This window comes from Promicromonospora sp. NPDC057488 (genome assembly GCF_042802395.1).
Taxonomy (GTDB): Bacteria; Actinomycetota; Actinomycetes; order Actinomycetales; family Cellulomonadaceae; genus Promicromonospora.
This window is the reverse complement of sequence record NZ_JBHVEG010000079.1, coordinates 1-21,558: the sequence shown is the minus strand read 5'-3', so window position 1 is coordinate 21,558 and position 21,558 is coordinate 1. Positions and strand designations below refer to the sequence as shown.

At 74.0% G+C, this 21,558-nt stretch carries 22 protein-coding genes and 2 tRNA genes; 19 read left to right on the top strand and 5 right to left on the bottom strand.

Annotated elements, in window-relative coordinates:
* Window positions 1-183: 183 nt before the first annotated feature.
* From proB to ACFU5G_RS16805, 8 genes are all read left to right on the top strand, one after another.
* The gene (proB, locus tag ACFU5G_RS16840; protein WP_377246949.1) at window positions 184-1,329 is read left to right on the top strand and encodes a glutamate 5-kinase; all 1,146 of its coding nucleotides are present in this window, start codon (window positions 184-186) and stop codon (window positions 1,327-1,329) included.
* Between the two features lie 216 nt (window positions 1,330-1,545).
* Window positions 1,546-2,934 carry a glutamate-5-semialdehyde dehydrogenase gene (locus ACFU5G_RS16835; RefSeq protein WP_377246928.1) on the top strand — a complete coding sequence of 463 codons (1,389 nt, stop codon included), beginning with the start codon at window positions 1,546-1,548 and terminating at the stop codon, window positions 2,932-2,934.
* A gap of 127 nt (window positions 2,935-3,061) precedes the next feature.
* A complete protein-coding gene (locus tag ACFU5G_RS16830) occupies window positions 3,062-3,214 on the top strand; it encodes a hypothetical protein (protein WP_020013788.1) in 153 nt (50 codons plus the stop codon).
* A gap of 45 nt (window positions 3,215-3,259) precedes the next feature.
* Window positions 3,260-3,874, top strand: a complete 615-nt coding sequence (gene nadD, locus ACFU5G_RS16825) for a nicotinate-nucleotide adenylyltransferase (protein WP_377246925.1) — start codon at window positions 3,260-3,262, stop codon at window positions 3,872-3,874.
* Window positions 3,867-5,042: a hypothetical protein gene (locus ACFU5G_RS16820; protein ID WP_377246922.1), complete on the top strand. Its 1,176-nt coding sequence runs from the start codon at window positions 3,867-3,869 to the stop codon at window positions 5,040-5,042. Before nadD ends, ACFU5G_RS16820 begins: the two co-directional genes overlap by 8 nt.
* Window positions 5,039-5,476, top strand: coding sequence for a ribosome silencing factor (rsfS, locus tag ACFU5G_RS16815; RefSeq protein ID WP_377246919.1), 438 nt, complete (start codon window positions 5,039-5,041; stop codon window positions 5,474-5,476). The genes ACFU5G_RS16820 and rsfS overlap by 4 nt, the downstream gene beginning before the upstream one ends.
* Window positions 5,473-6,138 carry a histidine phosphatase family protein gene (locus ACFU5G_RS16810; protein WP_377246916.1) on the top strand — a complete coding sequence of 222 codons (666 nt, stop codon included), beginning with the start codon at window positions 5,473-5,475 and terminating at the stop codon, window positions 6,136-6,138. Before rsfS ends, ACFU5G_RS16810 begins: the two co-directional genes overlap by 4 nt.
* A 92-nt stretch (window positions 6,139-6,230) precedes the next feature.
* Window positions 6,231-6,303: transfer RNA gene (locus ACFU5G_RS16805), tRNA-Ala, on the top strand.
* A gap of 84 nt (window positions 6,304-6,387) precedes the next feature.
* On the opposite strand, the gene ACFU5G_RS16800 is transcribed toward ACFU5G_RS16805, so the two are convergent.
* The gene (locus ACFU5G_RS16800; protein ID WP_377246913.1) at window positions 6,388-8,073 is read right to left on the bottom strand and encodes an alpha/beta hydrolase; all 1,686 of its coding nucleotides are present in this window, start codon (window positions 8,071-8,073) and stop codon (window positions 6,388-6,390) included.
* A gap of 174 nt (window positions 8,074-8,247) precedes the next feature.
* On the opposite strand from ACFU5G_RS16800, the gene ACFU5G_RS16795 reads away from it, so the two are divergent.
* Together ACFU5G_RS16795 and ACFU5G_RS16790 are read left to right on the top strand one after the other, a co-directional pair.
* Complete coding sequence (locus ACFU5G_RS16795; RefSeq protein WP_377246910.1) at window positions 8,248-8,874, top strand: superoxide dismutase; 627 nt, start codon at window positions 8,248-8,250, stop codon at window positions 8,872-8,874.
* 105 nt (window positions 8,875-8,979) lie between these two features.
* Window positions 8,980-9,052 (top strand) — tRNA-Ala (locus ACFU5G_RS16790).
* Between the two features lie 84 nt (window positions 9,053-9,136).
* Here ACFU5G_RS16790 and ACFU5G_RS16785 read toward each other — a convergent pair.
* Complete coding sequence (locus ACFU5G_RS16785; protein ID WP_377246907.1) at window positions 9,137-9,421, bottom strand: DUF1905 domain-containing protein; 285 nt, start codon at window positions 9,419-9,421, stop codon at window positions 9,137-9,139.
* An 85-nt stretch (window positions 9,422-9,506) separates the two neighbouring features.
* Here ACFU5G_RS16785 and ACFU5G_RS16780 point away from each other — a divergent pair, with 85 nt between their 5' ends.
* The 4 genes from ACFU5G_RS16780 to ACFU5G_RS16765 are packed head-to-tail and all read left to right on the top strand — an operon-like array spanning window position 9,507 to window position 12,903.
* The gene (locus tag ACFU5G_RS16780; protein WP_377246904.1) at window positions 9,507-10,148 is read left to right on the top strand and encodes a TetR/AcrR family transcriptional regulator; all 642 of its coding nucleotides are present in this window, start codon (window positions 9,507-9,509) and stop codon (window positions 10,146-10,148) included.
* Window positions 10,135-11,658, top strand: a complete 1,524-nt coding sequence (locus ACFU5G_RS16775; protein WP_377246901.1) for an FAD-binding oxidoreductase — start codon at window positions 10,135-10,137, stop codon at window positions 11,656-11,658. Before ACFU5G_RS16780 ends, ACFU5G_RS16775 begins: the two co-directional genes overlap by 14 nt.
* Window positions 11,659-11,692: 34 nt before the next feature.
* Window positions 11,693-12,364 (top strand): GyrI-like domain-containing protein, encoded by a 672-nt coding sequence (locus ACFU5G_RS16770; protein WP_377246898.1) that lies wholly within the window; start codon window positions 11,693-11,695, stop codon window positions 12,362-12,364.
* 29 nt (window positions 12,365-12,393) lie between these two features.
* Window positions 12,394-12,903 (top strand): hypothetical protein, encoded by a 510-nt coding sequence (locus ACFU5G_RS16765; RefSeq protein WP_377246895.1) that lies wholly within the window; start codon window positions 12,394-12,396, stop codon window positions 12,901-12,903.
* Window positions 12,904-12,927: 24 nt separating this feature from the next.
* On the opposite strand, the gene ACFU5G_RS16760 is transcribed toward ACFU5G_RS16765, so the two are convergent.
* On the bottom strand, window positions 12,928-14,322 hold the full coding sequence (locus ACFU5G_RS16760) for an MFS transporter (protein ID WP_377246892.1): 1,395 nt from the start codon (window positions 14,320-14,322) through the stop codon (window positions 12,928-12,930).
* Between the two features lie 46 nt (window positions 14,323-14,368).
* Here ACFU5G_RS16760 and ACFU5G_RS16755 point away from each other — a divergent pair, with 46 nt between their 5' ends.
* The gene (locus ACFU5G_RS16755; protein ID WP_377246889.1) at window positions 14,369-14,845 is read left to right on the top strand and encodes a MarR family winged helix-turn-helix transcriptional regulator; all 477 of its coding nucleotides are present in this window, start codon (window positions 14,369-14,371) and stop codon (window positions 14,843-14,845) included.
* Between the two features lie 4 nt (window positions 14,846-14,849).
* On the opposite strand, the gene ACFU5G_RS16750 is transcribed toward ACFU5G_RS16755, so the two are convergent.
* Window positions 14,850-15,755 (bottom strand): helix-turn-helix transcriptional regulator, encoded by a 906-nt coding sequence (locus tag ACFU5G_RS16750; protein WP_377246886.1) that lies wholly within the window; start codon window positions 15,753-15,755, stop codon window positions 14,850-14,852.
* 120 nt (window positions 15,756-15,875) lie between these two features.
* On the opposite strand from ACFU5G_RS16750, the gene ACFU5G_RS16745 reads away from it, so the two are divergent.
* Entirely contained in the window at window positions 15,876-17,330 is a 1,455-nt protein-coding gene (locus tag ACFU5G_RS16745) for an MFS transporter (RefSeq protein ID WP_377246883.1), read from the top strand.
* Window positions 17,331-17,461: 131 nt separating this feature from the next.
* A complete protein-coding gene (locus tag ACFU5G_RS16740) occupies window positions 17,462-18,133 on the top strand; it encodes a DUF6518 family protein (RefSeq protein ID WP_377246880.1) in 672 nt (223 codons plus the stop codon).
* Between the two features lie 258 nt (window positions 18,134-18,391).
* Here ACFU5G_RS16740 and ACFU5G_RS16735 read toward each other — a convergent pair whose 3' ends face one another.
* Window positions 18,392-19,045, bottom strand: coding sequence for a TetR/AcrR family transcriptional regulator (locus tag ACFU5G_RS16735; RefSeq protein ID WP_377246877.1), 654 nt, complete (start codon window positions 19,043-19,045; stop codon window positions 18,392-18,394).
* Between the two features lie 91 nt (window positions 19,046-19,136).
* On the opposite strand from ACFU5G_RS16735, the gene ACFU5G_RS16730 reads away from it, so the two are divergent.
* Entirely contained in the window at window positions 19,137-20,024 is an 888-nt protein-coding gene (locus ACFU5G_RS16730) for an alpha/beta fold hydrolase (protein WP_377246874.1), read from the top strand.
* A 175-nt stretch (window positions 20,025-20,199) separates the two neighbouring features.
* Window positions 20,200-21,483 (top strand): zinc metallochaperone AztD, encoded by a 1,284-nt coding sequence (aztD, locus tag ACFU5G_RS16725; protein ID WP_377246871.1) that lies wholly within the window; start codon window positions 20,200-20,202, stop codon window positions 21,481-21,483.
* Window positions 21,484-21,558: the final 75 nt, after the last annotated feature.

Below are 21,558 nucleotides of genomic sequence, written 5' to 3'. Positions count from 1 at the left end.
CTACTTCGCTGGCGTTCTACCTCGCCTGGGTTCTACCTCGCTTGAGTTCTATCTCGCCAGAGTTCTACTTCGGCAGTGTCGGTGCCCGGCCCGTGGAATGAGCGAGCGTTCCGGGCACCGCTCCGGAGAGGATGAGGTGTGAACTCCCTCGATCCCTCGGTCAACCGTCAGGACGCTCCGGACATCAAGGACGCCCCGCCGGTCCCGGGCCCGCGGGCCGCGGTCGCCGCCGCCCGGCGCGTCGTGGTGAAGATCGGCTCCTCGTCGCTGACCGGCCCGGACGGGCACCTCGACGTCGGTGCGCTGCGCGGGGTGGTCGAGGTGCTGGCCGCCCGGCAGGCGGCCGGCGCCCAGGTCGTGCTGGTCACCTCGGGCGCGGTCTCGGCGGGCATCGGGCCGCTCGGGCTGGGCACCCGGCCGCGCGACCTGGCCACGATGCAGGCCGCGGCGTCCGTGGGGCAGGGGCAGCTCGCGGGCCGCTACCAGGAGGAGTTCGGGGCGTTCGGCATCCAGATCGGCCAGATCCTGCTGACCGCCGAGGACACCGTGCGCCGCGCCCGCTACCGCAACGCGCAGCGTGCGCTGGAGCGCCTGCTCGCCCTGGGCGTGGTGCCCGTCATCAACGAGAACGACGCCGTCACCACCGACGAGCTCAAGTTCGGTGACAACGACCGCCTCGCGGCGCTCGTGTCGCACCTGGTGCGGGCGGACGCCCTGCTGCTCCTGACCGACGTCGACGGCCTGCACGACGCCCCGCCGTCGCGCCCCGGCGCGCGCCGTATCCCGCTGGTCGACGACCTCACGGAGATCGCGGGCGTCGAAGTGACCGCGCGCGGCAGCTCGGTCGGCACGGGCGGCATGGTCACCAAGCTGGAGTCGGTGCGGATCGCGACCGGCGCGGGCGTGCCCGCCGTCCTCACGCTCACGGCCAACGCGGCCGCCGCGCTCGCCGGCGAGGACGTCGGCACGTTCTTCGCCGCGACCGGACGCCGCACCTCGGCGCGCCGGCTCTGGATCGCGCACGCCGCCCGCACGGAGGGCCGCCTGCACCTGGACGACGGCGCCGCGCGCGCCGTGCTCGGCGGCCGTGCCTCGCTGCTGCCCGCCGGGATCACCCGGGCCGAGGGCCAGTTCGACGCCGGCGACCCGGTGGAGCTGGTCGCGCCCGACGGCGCCGTCGTCGCCCGGGGGCTCGTCGCCTTCGACGCGAGCGACCTCCCGGCGCTGCTCGGCCGGTCCACGTACGCGCTGCGCGAGGAGCTGGGGGAGGGGTACGACCGCGTCGTCGTGCACCGGGACGACCTGGTGCTGGAGCAGCCGAAGAGCTGACCGGCGGGCACGCCTTGGGCCCCTTGCACGGGTGGATCTGACATCGGTCCGTTGCGCCGAGACCGGTCAGTTGACCGACCGGTCTCGGCACAACCGACCGATCTCGCCGACTTCGGTCGCTTGCACCAGGTGGCCCCGCGCCCGGCGGGCGGCCGCCCACGTCCGCACCACGGAATCGCCCTCGGCATCCGCCCGCACCCGACGTACTCTCGACGCATGACGATCGTGAGCCAGTTCGAGGCGACCCCTGCCGGAGGCGATTCCGTGGGAGCCGGCACCCCGCCGCCGTCGGGCACGCAGGTCGCGGGGACGCAGGTCGCGGGCCCGGACGCCACGGGCACCGACGTCACCACCGCCGTGCACGACGTCGCGCGGCGCGCCAAGGTCGCCTCGCGCACCCTGGCCACGGCCAACCGCATGACCAAGGACGCCGCCCTGGGCGCCGTCGCCGACGCCCTCGTGGCCGACGCGGACCGGATCGTCGCGGCCAACGCCGAGGACCTGGAGCGCGGCCGCGCCAACGGGATGTCCGACGGCCTCCTGGACCGGCTCGCCCTGACGCCCGAGCGGATCGCGGCCATCGCGGCCGCCCTGCGCGACGTCGCGGGCCTGCCCGACCCGGTCGGCGAGGTGGTGCGCGGGCAGACCCTGCCGAACGGCCTGCGCCTGCGCCAGGTCCGCGTCCCGATGGGCGTGGTCGGCATGATCTACGAGGCCCGCCCGAACGTCACCGTCGACGCCGCGGGCCTCGCGCTCAAGTCCGGCAACGCGGTGATCCTGCGCGGCGGCAGCGCCGCGGCGTCGTCCAACTCCGTGATCGTCGAGGTGATGCGCGGCGCGCTCGAGGCGCGCGGCCTGCCCGCCGACCTGGTCCAGTCGATCGACGCGTACGGCCGCGCCGGCGGTGTGGCGCTCATGCGCGCCCGCGGCCTCGTGGACGTGCTCATCCCGCGCGGCGGAGCCGACCTCATCCAGACCGTCGTGCGCGAGTCCCTGGTGCCCGTCATCGAGACCGGCGTCGGCAACGTGCACGTCTACGTGGACGCCACGGCCGACGTCGACATGGCGGTGGCGATCGTGATGAACGCCAAGACCCAGCGCGTCGGCGTGTGCAACGCGGCCGAGACGCTGCTCGTGCACGAGGACGCCGCACCCGCCTTCCTCCCGGCGGCGCTCACGGCGCTGTCCGACGCCGGCGTGGTGCTGCACGGTGATCCGGCGGCCCTGTCCTTTGCCCCCGCCGGAGCCACGGCCGTCCCCGCCACGGACGAGGACTGGGCAACGGAGTACCTCGCCCTGGAGCTCGGCGTCCGGGTGGTCCCGTCGCTGGACGAGGCGATCGAGCACATCCGCACCTGGTCCTCCGGGCACACCGAGGCGATCGTGACGCGGGACATCGCCGCGGCCGACCGCTTCGTGGCGGAGGTCGACTCCGCCGCGGTGATGGTGAACGCGTCGACCCGGTTCACCGACGGCGGCGAGCTCGGCCTCGGTGCCGAGATCGGCATCTCCACGCAAAAGCTGCATGCGCGCGGCCCCATGGGACTGACGGAGCTCACCACCACCAAGTGGGTCGTCACGGGCGACGGTCACGTCAAGCCGTGACGGCTCGCTGGCGTCCGGGAGACCTCCGCAGGATCTCCTTGCGACCCAGTGCCGCGGTGTGCCCGCCGCAATTCGTCCGTGAGAGACTAAAGCCCACCTGAGCACGTTCGACTGGGAGGAACCACCCGTGCTGCACACCGCTGTCCTGGCCGCCGAGGCCGCCACGGAGCACGCCAACGAGCCGATCGCCCCGATCGCCCTCGGCCTGATCGCCTTCGGTGCGCTCGTGGCCGCGCTGCTCGTCACGTACGCGTTCCGCAACGTCGGCAACCGGCACTGAGCCGTCGAAACGGGAGCCTGACGACCAGATGAGCCCACGCACCGTATGAGTGCCCCCGCTGGGACCAGGCCGCGCATCGGGGTGATGGGCGGCACCTTCGACCCCATCCACCACGGTCACCTCGTCGCCGCCAGCGAAGCGGTCGCGCAGCTGGAGCTGGACGAGGTCGTCTTCGTTCCCACCGGCCGTCCGGGCTTCAAGCAGAAGCAGCGGGTCACCCCCGCGGAGCACCGCTATCTGATGACGGTGATCGCCACGGCGTCCAACCCCCGGTTCACGGTGAGCCGCGTGGACATCGACCGGGAAGGCCTCACCTACACGGTGGACACGCTCCGGGACCTGCGTACGCAGCGCCCGGACGCGGACCTCTATTTCATCTCGGGAGCGGACGCCATCCAGCAGATTCTCTCGTGGAAGGATGCCGAGAAGCTGTGGGACATGGCACACTTCGTCGCTGTCACACGGCCCGGGCACATGCTCACCGTGGACGGGCTTCCTCGGGACGGCGTGACGACGCTCGAGGTCCCTGCACTAGCAATCTCCTCGACCGACTGTCGTCGTCGGGCCGAGGAGGGCTTGCCGGTCTGGTATCTGGTGCCTGACGGCGTGGTCCAGTACATCGCCAAGCACGGACTGTATCGAGGTCTTCACGATGAGTGACAACAAGGGTCGTCCCATGACGCGCCGCGAGATCCGCGAGCGTGAGGCTGCTGCGGCCGCCGCTGCCGGCAACGGCGGCAACGGTGGCGGCTACCCGCCGCAGGGCGGGCAGCAGCAGCCTCCGCACCGCGGCGCGCCTGCGCCCGCACCCGCACCCGCTCCGGAGGGCGGCTGGGCACCGAGCAACCCGCCGGTCGCCCGCCCCCCGCAGGCGACGGGCGGCTCGCGCGGCGTGGACGCGACCGGCCGGCTCACGCCGGTGCAGCAGCCCGGCGGCAACAACCCGCCGCCCCCGTTCGGCCCCGGTGCCGGCCAGACCCGGCCGGGCGGCCCGCCCGCCCCGGGCCAGGGTGCGCCCACCGGCGGCCCCGGCGGTCAGGGTGGCCCCGGCGGTCCCGGCCAGAGCGCGCCGCCCAGCCCGTTCGGTTCGCGCCCGTCGAGCGCCCCCGTGCCGCCCGCCCCGCAGCAGGGCCGGTCGGGCCGGTTCGCGCCGCCCCCGGCGCCCGGTGCCCCCTCGGGCCCCGCCGACGTCGGCCAGACCACGCAGTGGGGGGCCGCCCCGTCGGCCCCGACCCAGCAGCCGCCGTCGCCGTTCGGCGCCCGTCCGGGTGCGCCGAGCGCGCCCGGCGGCCCCGGCGGTCTCGGTCAGCAGCGTCCCGGCGCCCCGGGCCGCCCGGCCGGCGCCCCACCCAGCGGCGCGGCGGCGGGCGGCGCGGCCGCGCTGCCCTGGGAGGCCGGTGCGGCAGCGGCCCCGCAGGCGCTGCCGTCGGGCCCCGCGCCCTCGGCTCCCGGTTCCCCGTTCCCCGGACGCCCCGGCGGCCAGCCCGGACCCGGCGGCCCTGGCGGCCCCGGCTCCGGCCCGATGGGCGGCCCGGGTCAGCAGCGCCCGGGTGGCCCCGGCGCGCAGTTCGGTGCCGGACCGGTCGCCCCGTCCCGTTCCTCCCGCCGTGAGGTGGAGGAGGAGTGGGACGAGGAGGAGGACGAGGGTCCCCAGTACACCTGGCTGCACTACATCATCCTGGTGGTCGTCGCGTTCGTGCTCGGCCTCCTGATCTGGAAGCTCGTGCTCGAGGGGGACAGCGGCAGCTTCAACACGGACCAGGCCGCGGCCCTGCTCGGCACTCTGCCGGGCGGACTGCCCGGCTCTACGGGAGGAAATGCGGCATGACGGCGACCGAGCGGGCCACGGAGCTCGCGATCATCGCGGCGCGGGCGGCGAGCGACATCAAGGCGCAGGAGATCATCGCGCTCGACGTCAGCGAGCAGCTCGTGCTGACCGACGTGTTCCTGATCGCGTCGGGCGCCAGCGAGCGTCAGGTCTCCGCGATCGTCGACTCCGTCGAGGAGGCGCTCTTCAAGGAGGGCGTCAAGCCGATCCGGCGCGAGGGCAAGTCCGAGGCCCGGTGGGTGCTGATCGACTTCGGTGACGTCGTCGTGCACGTGCAGCACGCCGAGGACCGGACCTACTACGCGCTCGAGCGCCTGTGGAAGGACTGCCCGCCGATCCCGCTGCCGGAGGACGCCCGCGGCGGCGGCGACACCGGCGAGTACAGCGACCCCGACGACGGCGCGATCCACCTCGCCGGGGACCCCCGCCAGTGACCGCTGGAACGATCGTCCTGCTGCGCCACGCGCGCACGGCGTACAACGCCGGCCTGCGGCTGCAGGGCCAGATCGACATCCCGCTCGACGAGGTCGGGCGGTGGCAGGCGGAGCAGGGCGCCACGGCGCTGGCGGCGTCGCACAAGGCTTCTCTCGTGGTGGCCAGCGACCTGCAGCGGGCCCAGGACACCGCGGCCGCGTACGCGCGGCACCTCGACCTCGAGGTGGTGCCCGACGCCGGCCTGCGCGAGCGGTCGTTCGGCGACTGGGAGGGCCTGACCGACGCCGAGATCGCCGAGCGCTGGCCCGAGGAGCACGCGGTCTGGCGCAGCGGCGGCGAGCCGGCGGCGAACGGCGTCGAGTCCAAGGAGGTCACCGCCCGGCGCATGGAGGAGGCGGTGCTGCGGCACGCGGCCGGCCTCGGCTCGGGGGAGACCCTCGTGGTCGTCTCGCACGGTTCGGCGATCACGCAGGCCATCACCCGGCTGCTCGGTCTGGACCCCACGGTCTGGCGCGGGCTGCACGGCCTGCACAACGTGCACTGGTCGCACCTGCGGGCCTCCGGGCCCGGCGCGTCGCCCGCGTGGCGGCTCGTCGCGCACAACGTCGGGGCCGGATACCCGCTCGACACGTGGCAGTCCGGGCCCGAGTCCCGGCAGTGACCGAGCGCACCCGGATTGGATTTGGTCCCTGGCGTCGGTCTGCATAGACTAGCGACGCTCGCCCGGCCGAATGGCTCGGGGGAGACCAATCTGGGGCTGTGGCGCAGCTGGTAGCGCACCTGCATGGCATGCAGGGGGTCGGGGGTTCGAGTCCCCCCAGCTCCACCCAGATGAGATCCGGGGCCCGTCGATGACGGGCCCCGGATCTTTTTGTCTCCGGCGCGGGTCGCGCCGGGTAGCCCTGCTGGGTCAGAGACCGAGCCGCGCCAGGGTCTCGGCCCGCTCACGCTCTGCCGTGCGGTCCAGCGCGAGGCCCGACGTCGTCGACGCGGCGCAGAAGACGTCCGACTTCGGCAGCTTGCCGTCGAGCAGGAACTTCGTGGTCGTGTTCAGCGCGCACGGGTTGTCGTCGTAGACGTAGACGCCGTGGTTGCCGGCGTCGACGCTGACCAGGCGGGCCCGGTCGCCGAACTCCGCGCGGGCGATCTCGCCGCCGGCGTGCGGGGTGGCGGGGTCGCGCAGGTTCTGCACCACGAGCACGTTGTCCGGCCCCTCGGGGTTGAGCGCCAGCGGCGGCTCGACCCGGTCGTGGTGCCAGAAGGCGCACGGCGTGATGTTCGCGCCCGCCCCGCCGAACAGCGGGTACTGCTCCCGGTCGGCGGCGACGTCCCGCCGGTAGGTCTCGACGTCCTCGGGCCACTCGGTGTCGTTGCAGGTCACGGCCAGGTAGGCGGACCAGGCGTTGTCGAAGGGCGACGGGGTCTCCGTGGTCGGCTCCTGGGCCGCGCCCCGCCCGGCCGCGCCGGTGCCGGCTGCCACACCAGTGCCCGCCACCACACCGGTGCCGGCCGTCACGGCCGCCAGCCCGGGCACCGATTCCTCCAGCTCCTCCGTCTGCTCGCGGACGGCGGCGCCGTCGCCGTCGGCCAGCGACTGCCAGAGCTGCCCGGCCGCGCCGAAGCGGGCGTCCTTGTAGAGCATGACGAACATCAGGAAGCGGAAGTTCGAGCCGGCGAACCCGTCGACGGGCTCCCGGTCGAGCCGCTCGGCCAGCTCGAGGTAGTTCGCGCGGACCGCGGCCGGGGTGCGGCCCAGTCCGTAGCTCTCGTGGCGTTCGGCCGCCCACCGGGCGAAGTCCGGGAAGCGCGTCTCCAGGCCGGGTCCGAACCTGCGGTGCGAGTCGCGGTCGAGCGCGGCCGCACCGAGGTTGCTGTCGATGACGATGCGGTCGCTCTGCTCGGGGAACAGCGAGGCGTAGGCCCCGCCGAGCGCGCTGCCGTAGGAGGCGCCGTAGAAGCTGAGCTTGTCCTCGCCCAGCGCCTCCCGGATCCGGTCCATGTCACGGGCGGTGTTGTCCGTACTCATGTGCCGCATCAGGCCGTCGGTGTCGTGGGCGGCGCACTGGGCGGCGATCCCCTCGACGAACTCGGCCTGCTCGGTGACGGCGGCGTCGTCGGCCGCGGACGGCGGGATGTTCCCCGGGTAGTTCTGCTCGGCGGTGAAGCCGCAGCTCACGGGGGAGGAGTGGCCGACCCCGCGCGGGTCCATGCCGATCAGGTCGTAGGCGTCCAGCACGGAGGACGGGATGCCGAGGCCCTGCAGGTCGGCCGGCTGGGTCAGGCCGGAGCCGCCGGGGCCGCCCGGGTTGAGCAGGAGCACGCCCCGCCGCTCCTCGGGGTCGGTGCTGGCGAGCCGCGAGATCATGATCTCGATCTGCTCGCCGTCCGGGTCGGCGTGGTCCAGCGGCACGGGCACCGTGGCGCACTCCAGCGGCACTGTCGTGACGACGTCGGCCGGGCACTGTGCCCAGTCCGGTCCAGGCGGCGGCGTGCCGCCGCCGTCGTCGCCTGCCGCCGGCGCGGCCAGCAGCGCCCCTGCCAGCCCCGCGATCGTCACCAGTGCCAGCCCGCGTCTGATCGTTCGTCGTGGATCCATGTCTCGCACCCCTCGTCCGTGGTCCTTCGTCGGAACGTGCGTGATCCACTCCAGCCCGTGCCCTCGGGGCACGGTCAAGCGGGGCGGTGTGACGCCCCTCACGGGCCTGGGTCCGTTGACCTGAACCGCGGTTGAGGTTCTAGCGTCGGGAGCACTCGACGAGAGGACGCGGAAATGCCCGTCTACACCCTGCCTGACCTGCCCTACGACTACGCGGCGCTCGAGCCGCACATCAGCGGGCGCATCATGGAGCTGCACCACGACAAGCACCACGCCGCGTACGTGGCCGGCGCCAACGCCGCGCTCGACGCGCTGGCCCAGGCGCGCGAGACCGGCGACCTGGCCGCCGTGAACCTGCACGAGAAGAACCTCGCGTTCAACCTGGGCGGCCACACCAACCACACCGTGTTCTGGAACAACCTCTCGCCCGACGGCGGGGGCGAGCCGGACGGCGAGCTCGGCGCGGCGATCGTGGACCAGTTCGGCAGCTTCGCGGCCTTCCAGGCGCACTTCGCCGCCGCGGCGACCGGCATCCAGGGGTCGGGCTGGGCGGTGCTCGGCTGGGACAGCACCGGCGGGCGGCTGCTCGTGTTCCAGCTGTTCGACCAGCAGGCGAACGTGCCGCTCGGCGTCACCCCGCTGCTCATGCTCGACATGTGGGAGCACGCGTTCTACCTGGACTACCTCAACGTCAAGGCGGAGTACGTCAAGGCGTTCTGGAACCTCGCGAACTGGGCCGACGTCGGCGCTCGGCTCGACCGGGCGCGGGCGACCACCAGCGGCCTGATCGTCGCGGCCTGATGGTCGCCGCCTGACCGGCGGCGGGCGGTCCGGAGGCCGCTTTGGTCAGGCGGGCCGAATCGGTCTAGACTGACGGCGCTCGCCCCCACCAGGGCGAACGCCTTTGGGGCTGTGGCGCAGCTGGTAGCGCACCTGCATGGCATGCAGGGGGTCGGGGGTTCGAGTCCCCCCAGCTCCACCCACGAGACGCGGGACACCTGAGTACAGGGGTCCCGCGTCTTTCTCGTTCCGGGACTCCGTTCCGGGATCTCGTCCGGGACCCTTACGGGGCCGCCCGTCCGAGCCGGACGCGGACGACGTCGCCGTCGCCCTTGCCGAGGGCCTTGCGCGTCGCGGCTTTGACCGGGCCGAAGTGCCCGCCCTGGCCCGAGGGCATCAGCGTGATCGCCACGGGTTGGTCGTCGATCGTGCCGGTCACCTTGACCGGGTTGCCGGTGCCGAACGCCTCCCGGGAGCCGGGTACGTCGAAGACCGTCCATGACCCCACCTCGGGTGCGGTGCGCAGCGTGGCCTCGAACTCCAGGGTCGGCTCGTCGGTGTGGGACATGGTGCTCCTCCGGTTCGTTTCAAGACTGCGGGGTCTGGTTTCTAAAACTAGACCGATGAGTATGATGTCCGCAAGGAGGTAGTTCATGCGGCCGAGCTCGGTACAGAAGCGCGACGCGGTGCTGCGCGCCGCCGAGGAGCAGTTCCTCGCCACCGGCTACGAGTCGGTGACGATGGACTCGATCGCCAAGGGTTCCGGCGTCGCGAAGCAGACGCTGTACAGCCACTTCGGCAGCAAGCGGGCCCTGTTCCTCGAGCTGGTCACCGCGAGCACGTCGGCGGCCCGGGTCGCGGCCCTCGCCGCGGCGCCGACGCCGGAGACGACGGGTGACCCGCGCGATCTGCTGCGGGAGCGGCTGGTGGCGCAGCTCGGCCAGGTGCTGAGGCCGCGGGTGCTCGCGCTGCGCCGGCTCGTGATCGGCGAGCTGCCCCGGTCGCCGGAGCTGGCGGCCGCCCTGCACGAGAACGGCCCCCGGCGCGCGATCGCCGCCCTGGCCGACGAACTTCGGCGCCTCGACGCGGCGGGAGTGCTGGCGGTCCCGGACCCGGTGTCGGCGGCCACGCAGCTCAACTGGCTGGTCATGGGCGAGCCCGTCAACCGGGCGATGCTGCTGGGTGACGAGGCGATCCTGACCCCGAAGGAGATCGAGGAGCACGTGGCCGAGGCCGTCGCGGTGTTCTTCCGGGCGTTCGCCCCGGGCCCCGGGGGCGCCGGTGCCCAGCGCTGAGGCGGTACCGGGCGGGCCGGCCGTGCCGGGCGGGGTAGCGGTGCCGGGCGGGCCAGCCGCGCCACCGCGGGCCTGGCGGGCGCTCCGGGACGCACTGGACGGGACGCTCCTGGTGGCCGGGGACGAGGGTTACGAGTCCGCCCGCCCGCTGTACAACGGCCGGTTCGCCCACCTGCGGCCGGCGGCGGTGGCCTACCCGGAGCACCCGGCGGACGTCGCCGAGTGCCTCGACCTCGCCCGGCGGCACGGCGTCCCGGTCGCGCTCCGCAGCGGCGGCCACTCCTACGCGGGCTGGTCCAGCGGAACCGGCCGTCTCGTGGTCGACGTCGGCCGGATGGCGCGGGTGCGGGTCGACGGCGACACCGCCGTCGTCGGGGCGGGCGCCCGCCTGGGCACGGTGTACGACCTGCTCGCCCGTCAGGGCGTGACCGTGCCCGCGGGCACGTGCCCCACCGTCGGCATCGCCGGGCTCACGCTCGGCGGCGGGCACGGCGTCATGTCGCGGGCCTACGGCCTCACCTGCGACAACCTGGTCGGGGCGACCCTCGTGACGGCCGACGGCCGCGAGATCGTCTGCGACGCCGAGCGGGACCCCGAGCTGTTCTGGGCGCTGCGCGGCGGCGGGGGCAACATGTTCGGCGTCGTGACCGACCTGCGGTTCCGTACGCACCCGGCCGGGCGGACGGCGTCGGCGGACCTGACCTGGCCGTGGCGGGACGCCCGCCCGGTGCTGGCGCGCTGGCAGGAGTGGACGCTGTCCCTGCCCGACCACGTCTGGAGCGCGCTGCGCCTGGTCGGCGCGAGCGACGGCCCCACGGTGGCCGCGACGGTGTTCAGCCTGGGCGACCGGGACGAACTGGAGCGCCTGGTCGACCGGCTCCCCGGCGGTACGCGTGGCGCGGACGTGCGCGAGGAGCCGCACGGGGCGGCGATGCGCCGGCTGGGCGGCGACCAGAACGGCGACGACGGCAGTGATCGGGACGGCGACCAGGGCCGCGAGCCCGGCCCGGCGACGCCGCACCACTACGACGTCCGGAGCCAGTTCCTCCCGGACCTGCTGTCCCCGGCCGGCGTCGATGCCGCGATCGGGGCGGTCGCGGCGGCCGGCCCGGGCATCGAGGCCGTCGTCGCGCTCGTCGCCCTGGGCGGCGCGACGAACCGGGTGGACCGGGACCGGACGGCGTTCGTCCACCGGGACAGCCGGCTCCTGGTGCAGCACGAGGCGTACTGGACGCCCCGCGCCCCGGCGTCGGCCCCGACGTCGTCGGCCCCGGCCCCGGCGGGCACCCCGTCGTCGGACGTCCCGGCCGAACGTGCCGCGGGTGACTGGCTCGAGCGCGTCCATGCCGCGCTGCGCCCGTACGCGTCCGGCGAGGCCTACCAGAACGTGCCCGACCCGCGGCTGAAGGACTGGGCGCGGGCCTACTACGGGGACGCCGTCCCGCGGCTGCGGCGGGTGAAGAGCCGGCTCGACCCCGACCGGATGTTCCGCCACCCCCATACGATCTGAGCGACCGGGTGCCGCGCCGCGGGAGAGGGAGCCGATGGACAAGGTTGACCACAAGAAGAGTCTCGACGCCTACCAGGCCAAGCGGGACATGTTCCGGATCGTCGACGTGCCCGACCTGCGCTACCTCGCGGTCGACGGCCACGGCGACCCGAACACCTCGCCGGCCTTCGCGGAGGCGGTCGAGGCGCTCTACCCGGTGGCCTACACGCTCAAGTTCGCGAGCAAGCGTGAGCTCGGCCGCGACTACGTCGTCATGCCGCTCGAGGGGCTCTGGTGGGCCGACGACATGGACGCCTTCACGGCGGCCCGCGACAAGTCCCGCTGGGACTGGACCCTGCTGATCATGGTGCCGGACTGGACCGACCGGCAGATGTTCGACGCCGCGGTGGAGCAGGTCCGGGCGAAGGGCGGCCCCGCGCGGCTCGGCGACGTCCGGCTGGAGACGCTGGCCGAGGGGCGCTGCGTGCAGACGCTGCACGTCGGCTCCTTCGACGCCGAGGCGGAGACCCTCGCCCGGATGCACGACGAGTTCATCCCGGCCAACGGGCTGCGCCGGACCGGCCGGCACCACGAGATCTACCTGAGCGACTTCCGCAGGGTCGCACCGGAGAAGCAGCGGACGATCCTCCGGCAGCCGGTCGCGGAGGCCTCCGGGCCCGGCCACGCCGCCAGGGCTGACCCCGCCGCCGGGCCCGACCACGGATAGCCGGGCCCGCCGACCCCTACGCTGGCCCGGTGATCGACCGAGCCGACTCCCGCCCTGGCCACGCGCGGCTGCGCCGCACCTACCTGAGCCTCGGCCTGGGCGAGGCGGCCGCGGTGGTGGTCTTCGTCGTCGCCCAGCCCGTGGTCGCCGCCCGGTTGGGCGACGTCGGCGGGCGTGCGCTGTGGTGGGCCATGGTGCCCCTGCTCGTGGTCCTGCTCCAGGGCAGCGGTTACTGGCTCGCCGCGCGCGGCTGGCTGCCCGGCTCCGGGCGGCCCGGGATGCCACGCGGCCTGGCCCTGGTCTACCGGGCGTTCCGGCTGCTCGACCCGGTGCTGCTCGCGGTCTGCCTCGCGGGCCTGCTGCTGACCGGCGCGGACGGCGGCGCCCTGGTGGTGTGCCTGCTCGTCTGGGCGTTCGGCGCCCTGGAGTACGTCAACTACTTCGTGGTGCGGCTGTCGTACCCGCTCGCCGAGTGGTTCGTGCTGGTCGGCCGACGGCGGACACCCGCCCTGGTCCGGGACGTCGCCCGGGCGCTGTGAGGCGGCCGTCGCCGTCGACCTGGGTCATCGGACCGGCCTCGGCGCCCCGGCCAGCGCGACCAGCGCGGCGACCACGAGGGCCACGGCGGAGACCGCGAACGCCGTGGTGTAGCCGGTCGCGGTGGGCAGGCCGGTCCCCGCGAGCGTCGTCGCGCCGACGACGGCGGTGGCCACCTGTGCGCCGAGGGACCCGCCGATGGTGCGCACGATGGTGTTGACCCCCGTGGCCTCACCGGTCTCGTGCGGTCCGACGGCACCGACGACCACGTTGGCGAGCGCCGAGAAGGCGAAGCCGATGCCGACGCCGAGCACGCCGGCCCCCGCGGCGATCGCCCACGAGTACGGGTGCCCGACCGCGAAGAGCGTGAAGCCCGCCGCCCCGATGACGCAAGCCGTGACCAGGGTGGTGGAGAACCCGAGGCGCGGGCCGAGGCGCCCGGCGAGCGGCCCGGCGAAGAGCATGGTCACCGCCATGGGCAGCAGGTAGAGGCCGGACTCGGTGACGGTCGCGCCGAACCCGTACCCCGCGGTGGCGGGTGCCTGCACGAGCTGCGGCACCAGGGTGAACGCGCCGTACATGCCGAAGCCGATGATCAGCGCGGTGAGGTTCGCGGTGACGAGCGCCCGGCGGCGCAGCAGCCGGAGGTCGATCAGCGGTGCCGTCAGGCGTGACTCCAGGACCAGGAAGCCCGCGAACGCGAGGACCGCCACGGCGGCCAGCGCCGCGACGACGCCGGGCGCCCACATCCGGGACTGGCTGATGGTGAGCAGCAGGGCGGTCAGGGCGACGGTGAGCACCGCGCCGCCCGCCCAGTCCACCCGCCCGCCGAGCCCGGGGCGGTCGCGGTCGACGAACACCGCGACGGTGGCCACGGCGATCAGGATCACGACGAGCGCCGCCCAGAACAGCCACGGCCAGCCCAGCGCGTCGATGATCGGCCCGGGCACCACCAGCCCGACCCCGAAGCCGATGCCGAAGATCGCGCTCACGGTCCCGATCGCCACCGGTACCCGGTCGCGCGGGAAGCTCTCGCGCACGATCCCGAACGCCAGCGGGAACGTGCCCGCGCCCAGCCCCTGGACGGCCCGCGCGGCGATCAGGACGCCGATCGAACCGGGCAGCGCGCCGGCGAGCGCGGCCAGCAGGGTCCCCGCCGCGAGGATCACGAGGCTGACGAGCAGCAGCCGGCGCTTGCCGAACATGTCACCCAGGCGGCCGATGATCACGGTGCCTACCGACGAGGTGAGCAGGAACGAGCTGATCAGCCACGCCGTCGTCGTCGGCGAGGCGCCGAGCTCGCGCTGCAGGTCCGGCAGCGCCGGCACGACCATCGTCTGCAGGAGCGAGAACGAGAGCACGGCGAGCAGCAGCGCGACGAACGCACCGGTGGTGCCCCGAGGCCGTTCATTTGATGTCATGGCGACATTGTTACATCATGTAACGACCGAGTGGTAGTGTCCTCCCGTGGAATCTCCTGCGGTCCGGCCCCCGACGCTGCTGGGCCTGCCGTCCTATCTCGCGGGCCACGTCTCGCGCATCGGTCACCGCGCGCTCGTCGCGGACCTCGCGGCGCACGGGCTGCGGCTGCCGCACTTCGCCGTGCTCACCGGTCTGCACGACCTGGGCCCGCTCGGTCAGCACGAGCTCGCCGATCGACTCGGCCTCAACCGGAGCCACCTGGTCGGATATCTCGACCGGCTCGAGAAGGCCGGCCTGCTCAGCAGGGTGCGTGACCCGGGTGACCGGCGGCGTCAGCAGGTGGTGCTGGAGCCCGCGGGGAAACGGCTCGCCGCCGAGCTGGTCGAGCGGGCGCGCGCCGGCGAGGCCGCCGACCTGGCCATGCTGAGCCCGGACGAGCTGGCCACGCTCACGGATCTCCTCCGCCGCGTCCTGGTGGCCGACGACGCGACCGCCGGCGGGGTGCGGGCGGCCGGCGAGTGACGGCTCAGCCGTGCAGCTCGTCCACGGTGGCGCCCGGCTGCTCGGTGAGCTCGGCGGCGTCCTGCGTGGCGGCCCAGGAGGCGAGCAGGGCCAGGCCGTCCGCGGCGGGCGAGCCGGCGGGCGCGGTGTAGACGTTGAGCACCAGGCCCGGCTCCGACGGCAGGTCCATCGACTCGAAGGACAGGTCGAGCCGGCCGACCACGGGGTGCCGCAGCCGCTTGAACCCGCTGCGGTGCAGCCGCACGTCGTGCGAGGCCCATCGCTGCCGGAACAGCTCGCTCCGCGTGGACAGCTCGCCGACGAGCTCGATCAGCGCCGGGTCGTGGGGGCTGCGCCCCGCCTCCAGGCGTAGGTAGGAGGCCGAGTCCTGGGCGATGCGCTCCCAGTCGACGAAGAAGTCCTGGGCAGCGGGGTCGAGGTAGACGAACCGGGCGGTGTTCGCCGGGCGGCGCGGGTCGGCGAGCACCGGCGCGTACAGGGCGCGGGCCAGCCGGTTCATCGCGACGATGTCGTGCCGCCCGTTGCGCACCCAGGCGGGCGCGTCGCTGATCGCGTCGAGCACCTGCTGGACCGCGGGGCGCACCGTGGTCGGGGCACTTGCTCGCCTCGCCCGGCCCGGTCCCGCCGAGCGGGCCAGCGTGAAGAGGTGGTCCCGCTCGGCCTCGTCGAGCTGCAGCGCCCCGACCAGGGCGTCCAGCACGCTGTCGGAGGCCCCGGACAGGTTCCCGCGCTCCATCCGCACGTAGTAGTCGACCGAGACACCGGCCAGCATCGCGACCTCCTCGCGGCGCAGGCCCTTGACCCGGCGGTTGCCGCCGTAGGCCGGCAGCCCGGCCTGCTCGGGCGTGATGCGTGCCCGCCGCGAGCTGAGGAACTCGCGGACCTCGGCGCGGTGGTCGATCTGTCCCATGCCCCCACGGTAAGCCGACCCCCGCCGCCGTGGGAGGCACTGGCGTTACCCGGAACGACCGGGACTCCCCGGGAGGCTCGGCCCGCGGTGTGCTGGGGGCGACGCACCAGGAGAGGCAGCATGCACACCACGGCAGCACCCCGCGTGGCCACCGCCACGAAGACCGGCACGACGGCGATCCTCGCCGTCATCCTCATCAGCTACTTCATGATCCTGCTCGACAACTCCGTGATCTTCACGGGCCTGCCGAGCATCCGCGCCGACCTCGGCCTCGACCGCGCCACGCTCTCCTGGGTGCAGGACGCATACACCCTCGTGTTCGGCGGCCTCCTGCTGCTCGGCGCCCGCGCCGGCGACCTCCTGGGCCGACGACGCCTCCTCGTCGCCGGGCTGGCCGTCTTCGGCACCGCATCGCTGCTCATCGGGCTCGCCCCGACCGGCTGGTGGATGATCGCCGCCCGCGCCCTCCAGGGGGTCGGCGCCGCCGTCGTCGCCCCCACCTCCCTGGCCCTGATCACCGCGCACTTCGAGGGCCCCGCCCGGGCCCGCGCCGTCGCCTGGTACAGCGCGACCGCCGGGATCGGCGCCAGCCTCGGGCTGGTGGTCGGCGGGGCGCTCGCGGAGTGGGTCTCGTGGCGCGCGGCGTTCCTCGTCAACGTGCCGATCGCGGTGGCCATGATCGTCGTGGCCCGGCGAGTCCTGGCCGAGACCGAGCGGCGCCCCGGCCGGTTCGACGTCGGCGGCGCGGTCGCCGCGACCCTCGGCACGGGCGCGCTCGTGCTCGGGATCATCGAGTCGGGCGAGCGCGGCTGGGCCTCGCCCGTGACCCTGGGTGCGCTCACCGTGGGCCTGGTGCTGCTGACCGTCCTGGTGCTGCACGAGGCGCGGACGGCCCACCCGATCATGCCCCTGCGGCTCTTTCGCAGCCGGGAACGCAGCGGCGCCTACGCCGCCCGGCTGCTCTACCTGGGTGCCATGATCGGCTTCTTCTACTTCACCACCCAGTACCTCCAGGACGTGCTCGGCCTCGGCCCGCTGCAGGCCGGCCTCGGGTTCTTCCCGATGACGCTGGTCAACTTCGCCGTGGCGCTGGCCGTCCCGCGGCTGCTGCGCCGGATCCCCGGCTCCGTGCTGCTGACGGCCGGCCTGGCGCTCACGCTGGGCGGGCTGGCCTGGCTGAGCCGGGTCGGCCCGGACGACGCCTACCTCACCGCCGTCGCGCTCCCGATGCTGCTCGTCGGGGCAGGCCAGGGTCTCGCCTTCGCGCCGCTGACGAGCTCCGGCATCGCCGGGGTCGCACCCGAGGACGCCGGAGCGGCGTCCGGCCTCGTCAACACCGCCCACCAGCTCGGCATGGCGCTCGGCCTGGGCGTCCTCGTCGCGGTCGCGGCGCACGCCGGCGGCGGAGCGGACGCCGCCGGGGCCGGCGCCGGCGGGTCCGACGCCGTGGGGCAGGCGGCCGCGCAGGTCGCCGCGCAGGTCAGCGCGGCTCTGACCGGGGCCGCGGTGCTGGTTGCGGTGGCGCTCGTCGTGGTGCTGGTGGTGCTCCTGCCGGTGCGGCGCCCGCGGGGCTGACCGGCTGATCGACCGGCGTCCGCCTGCCGTCGTTCAGCCTGGCGTGCGCCGTGGCGTCCACCCTGGGGACGACGACGGCGTCCGCCCTGGGTCCGATGCCGCCGGTGGCTCCGCTCGTTAGCGTCGTGGCCATGACCCCGACCGCCCGGACCGCCTCCGACCGGACCGCGACCAGCCCGACCCGTCCGGCCCGCGCAGGCCTGTCCCGCCCGCGGCTGTCCCACCCGGTGATGCGCGCCGGGGTCGTGGTGGTCCTCAGCTTCGTGCTGGGCGGGCTGACGTCGTACGCCCAGGGGTTCCTGCCGGACGCGTTCGCGTCGTTCGCCAACTCGGCCAGCGGCTGGACGGTGCTCACGGCCCTGCTCGTGTACTGGTCCCGGCTGCGCACCGCGCCCGCCGCGGTGCTCGGCGCGGTGAGCTTCGTGCTGCTCGTGCTCGGGTACACGGTGGCGTCCCAGGTGCGCGGCTACGTGTACGACCCGCTCCTCTTCTCGGCGGTGGGCGTGGTGGCGGGCCCGTTCGTGGGCGTCGCCGCGTCCTGGCTGCGCGCCACCGGTGTCCGCGCCGCGCTCGGCACGGCGCTGCTCGCGGGCATCGGGGTGGGGGAGGCCGCCTACGGGCTGACGATCATCCGCGAGACGACCAGCCCGGTCTACTGGACGCTGATCGGCGTCGCGGGCCTCGCACTGCTGACCGGCATGCTGGTGCGCCGCGTGCGCGGCGCACTGCCCGTCGTGCTCGCGGTCGCCGGGACGGCGGCGGTCGCCGCGACCTTCTACGCCGCCTACTCCAACCTCTACTAGCACTTTGTCGCAGCGAGATATCCGGTACGTGGCGCATCGTGGCGTCGCTGGTGTTACCGCTGGCCGGCTTCCGAGGTTCTGTTCAAGCCACGATCTTGCAACGTTTCAAGCTCGTTCCTGCGGGCAGGAGCTCGCGGTCCGAACAGAACCTCAGGAGCGAACAGTGAGGCACGCCGCGACATGCGCATCACGAGCCGGCTGGTGACGCCCACATCAGACTTTCGGCTGCGGAGAGCTGGAGCCCGGTTCCAGGCCGGGTCACGCCGCCACCAGGCGATCGAGCAGCCGGTCCAGCAGGGCGTCCGCGCGCTCGGCGGCACTCGCGTCGACCAGCAGCGTCTGGGTCAGGCCTGCGGCCGCTGCCAGGATCAGCTCGGCGTCGAGGTCGACGTCGCCGCTTTCGTCGCCGTCGGCCGATGACGCCGCGCCCGCGCGGGCCCGGCGGAGCTGGTCGGCGATCGCGGTGATCAGGTACCGGGGTGCGCCCAGGGTGTCCTCGGCGCCGACGTCAGCAGCGGCGGCGCCGGACCCGGTCCCGCCGTCGGCCCCACCCGCGCTCAGCGCCCCCGCGTGGAACGCGTTGAGGACCACGGCGTCCTCCCGTCGTGCGGCGTCGGCGGGGAGCAGCTCGGTCAAGATCGCGCGGACCACCGCGCGGGGCTCCGGGTCCGCGCCGAGGGTCGCCAGACGGGCCGTGAACCGCGCCCCGGCGTCGGCGACGACGGCCCGGTGCGTGGCGAGCAGGAACGCGCGCTTGGTGCCGAAGTAGTACTGGACCAGCCGGACCGAGACGCCCGCCTCGGCCGCCACCGACTGGAAGGTCGCGGCGCCGAGTCCGCCGCGGGCGACGACCCGGCGCGCGGCGTCGGTGATCTGCTTGCGCCGCTGATCGTGGTCGGCCAGCCGAGGCATGGGGTCCCGCCTTCTCGTCGCTCTTGATGGTATGCGTACACCATCATAAGTGATACGTTCATACCAACAAGACGACGGGGCGGGAGGCGCCATGGCTAGGATCGGACGGTTCAGGAGCGAGGCGGCGCGCGAGGAGTACCTGCGCGCCTACGCGGCGATGGAAGGGCTCTGGCCCCTGCCGTCGACGGTGTCGGACGTCCCGACCGCGTACGGGACCACCCATGTGCGGCGCTCGGGCTCCGGCGCCGGGCTGCCGGTCGTGCTGCTGCACGGGTTCGGTGGCAACGGCCTGTACTGGTACGACCTGGTCGAGGGCCTGGCGCGCGACCGTGTCGTCGTCGCCCTGGACACCGTCGGCTCGGCCGGGCGCAGCATGCAGACCGCGCCCCTGGGCCGCGACGCGGACTACGGCGCCTGGTTCGCGCAGGTGCTGGACGGGCTCGGCCTGGACCGGGTCCACGTGCTGGGGGAGTCCCTGGGCTCCTGGCACGCGACGCTGACGGCGCTGCACGCACCGGACCGGGTGGCCAGCATCTCCCTGATCGAGCCCAACGGCGTGTTCGTCAGAACTCCGGTCCGGGCCCTGTTCCGGATGCTCCGGTTCGGGGCGAACCCCACGGACGAGGGCTGGCGCCGGATGCGCGAGTGGCTCGCGCCGGGGACCGACCCGACCGACGTCGAGCTGGCCTGCATGAAGGCCGCGCAGGGCTACCGGACCGCGGTGGGCTGGGCGCGCCCGCTCAAGGACCCCGAGCTGGCCGCCATCACCGCGCCGCTGCTGGCGATCTACGGCGCCGAGTCCGTGGTCTCGGCGCCGGACGCGGCGCGGCGCCGGCTCGCCGAGCGCCTCCCGGGTGCCGAGGTCGAGGTGGTCCCCGGCGGCGGCCACGGGGTGCGGGGCCAGGTCCCGGACCAGGTCGGCGCGCGGATCGCGCGGTTCGTCGGGCAGCACGACGACTCGGTCCCGGCGGAGCGATGAGTTCGCCCTGTTGACCCATGGACCAGGCGGTCATGGCTGAGGCCGGGTCGTCGCAGGTCCGAGCGTGGGACGCTGTTTGAGAATCGTTCTCACTTCTGGTTGACTCCTCCTCGGTAACGAGAATGATTGTCATTCTAGATGGAAGGAGCGGGCGGCCCCGGCCGCCCCACCGACGATGAGAAATCAACCCACCCGCGCGGCCGCCGGCCTCGGCGCGGCACTGTCCCTCGTCCTGCTCGCGGCCTGTGCGGCCGAGGGCGACCCGGCCGGCTCGGAGTCGGCGTCGGCATCGGCCGACGCGCACGACCACGAGTCGCCCGACGCCACCGAGGCCCAGGCGCGCACCCCGCGCCTCGCGGTCACCTATGACGGCGGCGTCCTGGTGCTGGACGCCATGAGCCTCGAGACCGTGGGCGAGATCGAGCTGGAGGGCTTCACCCGGCTCAACGCGGCGGGCGACGAGCGGCACCTGATGGTCTCGACGACCGGCGGCTTCCAGGCCCTCGACCTGGGCTCCTGGGCCGAGGCCCACGGGGACCACTCCCACTACTGGACCGCCGACCCGACCCTCACGGACGTGACCTACGAGGCCTCCGAGCCCGGCCACGTCGTGGTGCACGAGGGCCGCACCGCCCTGTTCGACGACGGCACCGGCCTGGTGCGCGTGCTCGACTCGGCCCACGTGGCCGACGCCGACGCCGCGGCGCGCGAGTACACGACGCCGTCGGCCCACCACGGTGTGGCCGTCGAGCTGACGGACGACACCCTGGTGGTCTCCGAGGGCACCGAGGACGCGCGCACCGGGATCCGGGCGCTCGACGCCGACGACAAGGAGATCGCGGCGTCCGACGAGTGCCCCGGCGTGCACGGCGAGGCCGTGGCCGCCGACGAGGCCGTCGTCATCGGCTGCGAGGACGGCGCGGTGGTCTACGCGGACGGCAAGATCACCAAGGTGACCTCGCCCGACGACTACGGCCGCATCGGCAACCAGGCCGGCACCGAGGCGTCGCCGGTCGTGCTGGGCGACTACAAGAAGGACAAGGACGCCGAGCTCGAGCGCCCCACGCAGGTCTCGCTGATCGACACCCGCAGCGGCGACCTCCAGCTGGTCGACCTGCCGTCGTCCTACACCTTCCGTTCGCTCGCCCGGGGCGACGACGGCGAGGCGCTCGTGCTCGGCACGGACGGCCAGGTGCACGTGATCGACCCGGAGTCGGGCAAGCTGACCAAGTCGATCCCGGTCATCGACGAGTGGGAGGAGCCGGTCGAGTGGCAGGAGCCGCGGCCCGCGATCCTCACGCTGGACGGCTCGGTGTACGTGACCGACCCGGCGAACGACTCGATCCACGCGGTCGACGTCGAGACGGGCGAGGTCTGGAAGTCCGCCGAGCTGGGCGTGACCCCGAACGAGCTGAACGGCGTCACGGGCGGCGAGGCCCACTCGCACGAGGACCACTGACGCCCAGGGCAGACGTGCGCCCCGCCGGTCGAGCGGTGCTTCGCTGGTCGAGCTTGTCGAGACCTGGGTCTCGAC

Bases quoted from the DNA above. Each gene is read 5' to 3' on its own strand.
- ACFU5G_RS16835 (WP_377246928.1), top strand. From the start codon at position 1,546: ATGACGATCGTGAGCCAGTTCGAGGCGACCCCTGCCGGAGGCGATTCC.
- nadD (WP_377246925.1), top strand. From the start codon at position 3,260: ATGAGTGCCCCCGCTGGGACCAGGCCGCGCATCGGGGTGATGGGCGGC.
- ACFU5G_RS16820 (WP_377246922.1), top strand. From the start codon at position 3,867: ATGAGTGACAACAAGGGTCGTCCCATGACGCGCCGCGAGATCCGCGAG.
- rsfS (WP_377246919.1), top strand. From the start codon at position 5,039: ATGACGGCGACCGAGCGGGCCACGGAGCTCGCGATCATCGCGGCGCGG.
- ACFU5G_RS16800 (WP_377246913.1), bottom strand. From the start codon at position 8,073: ATGGATCCACGACGAACGATCAGACGCGGGCTGGCACTGGTGACGATC.
- ACFU5G_RS16795 (WP_377246910.1), top strand. From the start codon at position 8,248: ATGCCCGTCTACACCCTGCCTGACCTGCCCTACGACTACGCGGCGCTC.
- ACFU5G_RS16785 (WP_377246907.1), bottom strand. From the start codon at position 9,421: ATGTCCCACACCGACGAGCCGACCCTGGAGTTCGAGGCCACGCTGCGC.
- ACFU5G_RS16780 (WP_377246904.1), top strand. From the start codon at position 9,507: ATGCGGCCGAGCTCGGTACAGAAGCGCGACGCGGTGCTGCGCGCCGCC.
- ACFU5G_RS16770 (WP_377246898.1), top strand. From the start codon at position 11,693: ATGGACAAGGTTGACCACAAGAAGAGTCTCGACGCCTACCAGGCCAAG.
- ACFU5G_RS16760 (WP_377246892.1), bottom strand. From the start codon at position 14,322: ATGACATCAAATGAACGGCCTCGGGGCACCACCGGTGCGTTCGTCGCG.
- ACFU5G_RS16750 (WP_377246886.1), bottom strand. From the start codon at position 15,755: ATGGGACAGATCGACCACCGCGCCGAGGTCCGCGAGTTCCTCAGCTCG.
- ACFU5G_RS16745 (WP_377246883.1), top strand. From the start codon at position 15,876: ATGCACACCACGGCAGCACCCCGCGTGGCCACCGCCACGAAGACCGGC.
- ACFU5G_RS16740 (WP_377246880.1), top strand. From the start codon at position 17,462: ATGACCCCGACCGCCCGGACCGCCTCCGACCGGACCGCGACCAGCCCG.
- ACFU5G_RS16735 (WP_377246877.1), bottom strand. From the start codon at position 19,045: ATGCCTCGGCTGGCCGACCACGATCAGCGGCGCAAGCAGATCACCGAC.
- ACFU5G_RS16730 (WP_377246874.1), top strand. From the start codon at position 19,137: ATGGCTAGGATCGGACGGTTCAGGAGCGAGGCGGCGCGCGAGGAGTAC.
- aztD (WP_377246871.1), top strand. From the start codon at position 20,200: ATGAGAAATCAACCCACCCGCGCGGCCGCCGGCCTCGGCGCGGCACTG.